Here is a 5,792-nt window from a genome sequence, read left to right on the forward strand (position 1 = left end):
TCTGGTCGACACTGGCGACGCAGTAGAGACCTTCCTCCCTCGCAGCGTGGTTTTCGAGAAGGGCAAGCGGGAGAAGCTGGAGCGCTACCTCGATGTCACGCGTGCCGAGCTTTTCTTCGCACGCCGCGTCATCTTCGTGGAGGGGGCGGCGGAACTCATGATGGTTAATGCGCTGGCCAAGCGTATTGGCTGCGATCTACGACAGCACGGTGTAAGCCTCATCAGTGTCGAGGGGCTGAACTTCGACTCCTTCCTTCCGCTTTTCGGGGACACGGCGTTGAAGATTCCTGTCGCGGTCCTGACCGACGCCGACCCTGTACCGCCGGAGGCCAAAGCTCTGGCTGAGGCTGCCGCGGTGGCGGTAATTGGCATGGCGCTACCGGCACCTGAGGTCGAAAGCGTGGATGCTGTTGAAAAGGAAGAGGAGGACGACGACACCGAACCCGTGTACCCGGCGCCCGGTGACGCCATCACCGTCTCGGCCAACACCGCCAAGATGAAAGCCCGCGAGGACGCATACGTCAAGATCTTCCACGGACTCAAGACCTTCGAGTACGACCTGGCATTGGAAGCTTCCAATCGCACTGCCATGCTCCAGGCGCTCACCGAGCTGCACCCGCGGATCGCCAAGTCGTTGGCCATCGCCGTCGATGGGGAAGTCGACGACGCGGCCAAGGCCAAGGCGCTGTTTCGCGGTATGTTTGAACGCCCGAAGAACAACGTCCAGAAAGGCAGTTTCGCCCAGTCGTTGGCACAAGTCATTTCGGACGACAAGGTTGCTTTCACGGTACCGGCATACATCCAGGCCGCCATCAAGCACACTTGCCAGTTGGCGGCGGCTCCAACGCCATGAGCGCGTTGACACCCGAGCAGCAGGCCGTCGTCGACGCGCCGATGGCGCCGCTGTGCGTGATCGCGTGCGCTGGTAGCGGCAAGACCAAGACGGCCGTGCACCGTCTTGTGCAGATGCGCCGCAATCTCGGCGACGCACGCGGCCGCGTGGCGCTTCTATCGTTTTCCAATGTTGCCGTCGACACCTTCCGCAAGGCCTACAATGACTTGGCTATCAATCTGCCCTCCTGTGCGGGCCGATCGCGGGTCGACATCGACACATTGGACGGCTTCATTACCACCAACATCATCCGCCCGCACGGCCACCGGACAATGATGTCCACGCGCCCGGCCTTCCTGGTAACGGGAAATGAGGCTTTTCTGGAGGGTTTCAAGTTCTCGACGTCGTTGTTTCCTCGGCCAATCACCTCGCTGCAGATGGCGTTCGTGAGCGGTAAGGAGGTCTTCTTCCACGTCTACAACGATCAGATCGAGCGGGTCAGCACGTCTACGGCCCATGACCTCATCGCCAGATTGGCTCGGACCGGCGCGTACACGCATGACTTGGGACGGTACTGGGCATACCGGGCACTGACGGAGCGGCCCGAGCTGCTTGCCGCCGTCGCTCGCCGGTATCCACATATCATAGTCGATGAGGCCCAGGATATTGGATCGGTGCATCAGGCCATCCTGGAATTGCTCATCAGTGCAGGCTCATGCGTGACGCTCATCGGCGATCCCAACCAGGGAATCTACGACTTCGCCGGCGCCGACGGCAAGTTTCTGACCGAGTACAACCAGCGTGCTGGTGTTCTGCAGCACGCACTGCAACGGAACTTCCGGTCGGCACCCAGCATCGTCGATCTGGCTAATGGTCTGTGCGGCCGTGGCGACGTTGCGGCACGGCCTGCACCCAGCACGCCGCATGGCGCCTTCTTCACAGGCTATAAGCGCGACCAGCACGATCAGCTCATCACCTCTTTCCATGACGCGATGTCCGCCGCCGGCGCAGACGCCAAGCGTTCGAGTGTTCTCTGCCGAGGCAAAGGTTTGGCGAAGACGTTGCGAGGCGACGGTGCACCGGCCGGCCAGGGCCTTGTCAAGACGCTAGCCGCTGCCGCGATCCTGCGTGACCGAAGGAAGGACTTCCTGAAGGCTTTCCAGCACGTGGCCGTTGCCGTGGTCGCATTGCTGGACAGTCCGCCCGATGGACTTGTGAGCCAGGTTACGCAGCACTCCGGTTATCCGCAGCATCGGGAGCTCCGCAAGGAGATCTGGGCATTCACCCGTGACTCGATCAGCGGGCTCCCTTCCTCGTCATTGGTCGCCAACGGGCAGTGGCATCCTTCGCTCCTGGCACGTATCAAGCTCCTGCTTGTCCGGATAGAGGCGAAATTCGGTCTGAAGCCGGCCGACAACATTGGACGCAAGCTGGCCAAGACGGCGCTGCCGAACGTGCCGCTCGCAAGCGTAGAGGACTTGGCTGACAGCGATGCGACGGCGCTGCGGATCGACACCGTTCATAAGGTGAAGGGTGAAAGCCTGGACGCCGTCTTGTACGTGACGCTCAAGGAACATGCACAAGCGCTGCTGGATGGCGTCCAGACTGAGGTTGGCCGCATCGGCTATGTCGCGGCGACTCGGGCTCGCGACCTGCTTTGGGTAGCTGTACCGCACAACTCCTTGAAGGAACTCAGACCCGCTCTTGTGGCCAGGGGGTTGAAGGAGGTGAGCATCGCGGCGGCGCCAGTGATATTGGCATCGAAGGTAAAGGTTTCACCGGCAATGGGATCTGCAAATGAGAATGGTTGACGAGCGATACCAGCAAAACCGCTGGTGTGCAAGCTGGCCTGAGTTTGTCAATCGAGGTCGACGAGCCCCGCGGCAAGATTGGCGCCCTGTTGGGAGCTTGAACCTTGGCTGATTCTTGTGTCAAAGCCCTCCGGGACTTGGCGGAGATCCATCTCGAAGCTGTCCTCAAGCGATTGCCGAGTGACCGGATGCGTCGGTTTGTCCTGTTCATCGAAGTGGTCCGGGCGATGGACTACTGGGGAACGCTTGCTCCGGCCATGGGCGGCGACAGCGAGCAAGCCGCGCAATCGATCGACCTGATGTATTGGGGATGGAACAGGGCTGTCGCCGAGCTCTTCGAACCTCTGGACCAGCCAGGCGCTTTCCCTCTGATGGAAAGCACATACGAATCGCGTCTGTTCGCTGCCAGGCTCATGCAAGAGTTTGGTAAAGTCTCGCTGTTGCGCCGCTTGTCTGACATGAGTGAGCGCGGCACCATGGAGATCACGAGGGATGGTGACGAGTTCCAGATTCGCATGAGCGAGGATGCGCGTGCCCAGTTCGCTGACGCCACAGAGCTGGACCGTCTCGACGCCGCAGAAGCGCTGCTGCCATCGTCGTGCGCGGGCTGGACGACGGCTTCGATGCGCGACGTTTTGCGCTTCCCTAACATGCCCGGCAACTACTTTGCCTCGGCCGACGAGCCTGTCAAACGTTGGCTCAGGTCCGATATCGAAGAGCTGATCAAGCCACTGGTGAGGACCCGGGACACCGGACGAGGCGTGATGGTGGAATATGACGCTCGGATCGAGGTCGACAAACACTACATGGCCAAAGCTCTGGCGATGGCCACGCATTGGCGTGAGGACTCGGGCATACACGCCAAAGCCATGTTGGGCCGAATTACAGGTGCCGACGTCACGGGCGTGGGCGCTGCGCTCATCAGTCTTCACTGCAAGCATTTTGGCTGCGTATCGGTTGCAAAGAAAATGTATGACCATGTGTCCGTCGGCCAGAGCTTGACCGTCTGGGAGCCTCGAGCCGAGCTGGAAGAGTCTATCTCCATCATGAGTGGACGCCCCAGGCCTGTTGTCCATAGCGTCTTCAACACGCTGGCGCTGACAGCAGAGCAGGCAAAGAAACTGGCCGATCACTCGACACCCCTGATCCCTTTGCTATTCGACCTGGGCAACGGCTTTGTCCTGCGGCCGCTGTCCTGCTTGACCCGAAATCCTTTTACGGCGGCCAGAACCCAGCATCAGTGGTTGGACCCGCGCACTGAACATGCCGTCGCGGCCGACCGGGAGAACTGGATGCGGGAGCATCTTTACGCGATGTTCGCTGGTCGCCGCTACATTTGCTTTCCAGGCAACCTCAAATTGCGCCGTGGAGGTGCAGTCCTGACGGATATCGACGCGGCCATCTACGACCGGCTTACCGGCGATGTCGGGCTTCTCCAGTTGAAGTGGCAAGATTACTCCACCAACGACGTTCGCCAACTCCGGAGCAAGGCTGCGAATCTCTCAGCCGAGTTGACTGATTGGTCAGGGAAGATCCTGTCGTGGATTGAGGAAAACGGTGTTTCTGCACTCGACAAGTCGCTACGGCTCAAACAGAAGCGTCGCGAGGCGGTCAGAAGCGTCATGCTGTTCGCCATTTCATGGTCGTCTGTCCGGACGCACGGTTTCGGTGTCAGGACCGATGCGCCTTCTTTGGCCATGGCGGTGTGGCCTCAGTTTGTTCGTGCACGTATGGAAGTTGGCCCTTCGGAGCGGTCTTTGCGAGACCTTCATGCGCGACTTCTCCTGGAGTATGGGCAGGTGCCCGACATCCGTCCGATGCCTGCTTCGATACCGGTAAGTGGGGCAACGCTTCACCTTCACGATTTGTAGAACCGTACAGATAATGAACCCCTGAAATAGGGGGAAATTGGTCGCATGAAGTCAGGTACTCAACCTTGAAAATATTGAGCAAGTACCTCTGTGGAAGCATCTCCCTGCACTTCAAAATCCACGATGGCGGCCATAGGCAGTTCTTTACCGTGATACCCTTTGGCTATACGTTACTGGACGTGACGACGAAACCAATGCTGTTTCCTGACTATCCGGACACGGTGCTTGCTAGGCGAGCCCGCATGTATATTCACGGCGCCTTCGCCGTTGTTCCACATTGCTGACGCGTCGTCATGAACACATCGAACGAGATACTGCACATCCAGGAACACCAGAAGCTGGGGCGTTGCATGATACGGCTACAAGAGTACGAGCGACTGCTGAAAGGCATGCTTGCGGGGATGTCGACTGATGGGCCGGCAGCATCGTTGCAGGCCGTAAGGAGCCAACGGGCATCATCAATTCACGGAAAATCACTGGGATTGCTGATGCAGATGTTTACTGCCGATTACCTGGTATCGGAATCTCGGGAGTCGCAGGCGGATGATAGTCGAGCCTCGGATGGTGAGGAATCGCTCGATGGTCCACGCGTGAGCTTGAACTGCAGAATCGTTCTGCCATCGGATCATCACGCTCGGATCAAGGAAAGCCTTGCCAGGATGATCGCGATGCGCAACGAACTTGTCCATCATCTGCTTGAACGTTTCGACTTGACCGATGAGGATGGGTGTGCCGCGGCATGTGATCACCTGGACTCGTGCCATGAGGAGGTCGCGAAGGAGCTGAGTGCGCTGCGCGGCTGGGCCGAGGGGACAACGCAGCTTGCAACCTTTTTGTTTTCGGTGCTGGAGTCACCAGCATTCGACAAGGTGTTCTCGCATGGGATTGAAAATGCTCGCACCGAAATGTCTGGCATGGATGGTGTCATCGCTTGTCTCAAAATGGCCGAAGCGGAATGCACGGATGGTGGTTGGACCAGCATCGATTCCGCGATCATGTACGTGACAAGAGTCAGTCCGGATGAAAGGCCCAATAAGTACGGTTACAGAACCTGGCGCCAACTGCTTGCGAGGTCAGAGCAGTTCGAAGTGCGTGTAGACAAGGGAAATGACGCCACGCGAGGTCAGACCTGGTATCGCAGTCGGCCGGACCAGGCGGAAAGAGGAAGGACCTGACGAGGAGCCGTTTGCCAAGGATCCGAGGTTGTCCAGTTCTCGGGGGTGTACCAGATTCTGTGTAAACGAGTCTTTGTTTAAGTCTGCGGCACGCGGTCTTCAA

The 5,792-nt window shown here is 58.9% G+C and carries 4 protein-coding genes; all 4 read left to right on the forward strand.

The window, feature by feature from the left end:
- On the forward strand, positions 1 to 853 hold an 853-nt coding region (locus ASC93_RS15860), incomplete at its 5' end, for an ATP-dependent endonuclease (protein ID WP_368854534.1).
- Positions 850 to 2,643 (forward strand): ATP-dependent helicase, encoded by a 1,794-nt coding sequence (locus ASC93_RS15865; protein WP_056444005.1) that lies wholly within the window; start codon positions 850 to 852, stop codon positions 2,641 to 2,643. The genes ASC93_RS15860 and ASC93_RS15865, both read left to right, overlap by 4 nt.
- A gap of 188 nt (positions 2,644 to 2,831) precedes the next feature.
- Positions 2,832 to 4,514 (forward strand): hypothetical protein, encoded by a 1,683-nt coding sequence (locus ASC93_RS15870; protein WP_162251901.1) that lies wholly within the window; start codon positions 2,832 to 2,834, stop codon positions 4,512 to 4,514.
- A gap of 293 nt (positions 4,515 to 4,807) precedes the next feature.
- Complete coding sequence (locus tag ASC93_RS15880) at positions 4,808 to 5,689, forward strand: OST-HTH/LOTUS domain-containing protein (RefSeq protein ID WP_056444014.1); 882 nt, start codon at positions 4,808 to 4,810, stop codon at positions 5,687 to 5,689.
- The last annotated feature ends 103 nt before the right edge of the window (positions 5,690 to 5,792 follow it).

The organism is Massilia sp. Root335 (genome assembly GCF_001425685.1).
Classification (GTDB): domain Bacteria; phylum Pseudomonadota; class Gammaproteobacteria; order Burkholderiales; family Burkholderiaceae_D; genus Telluria; species Telluria luteola.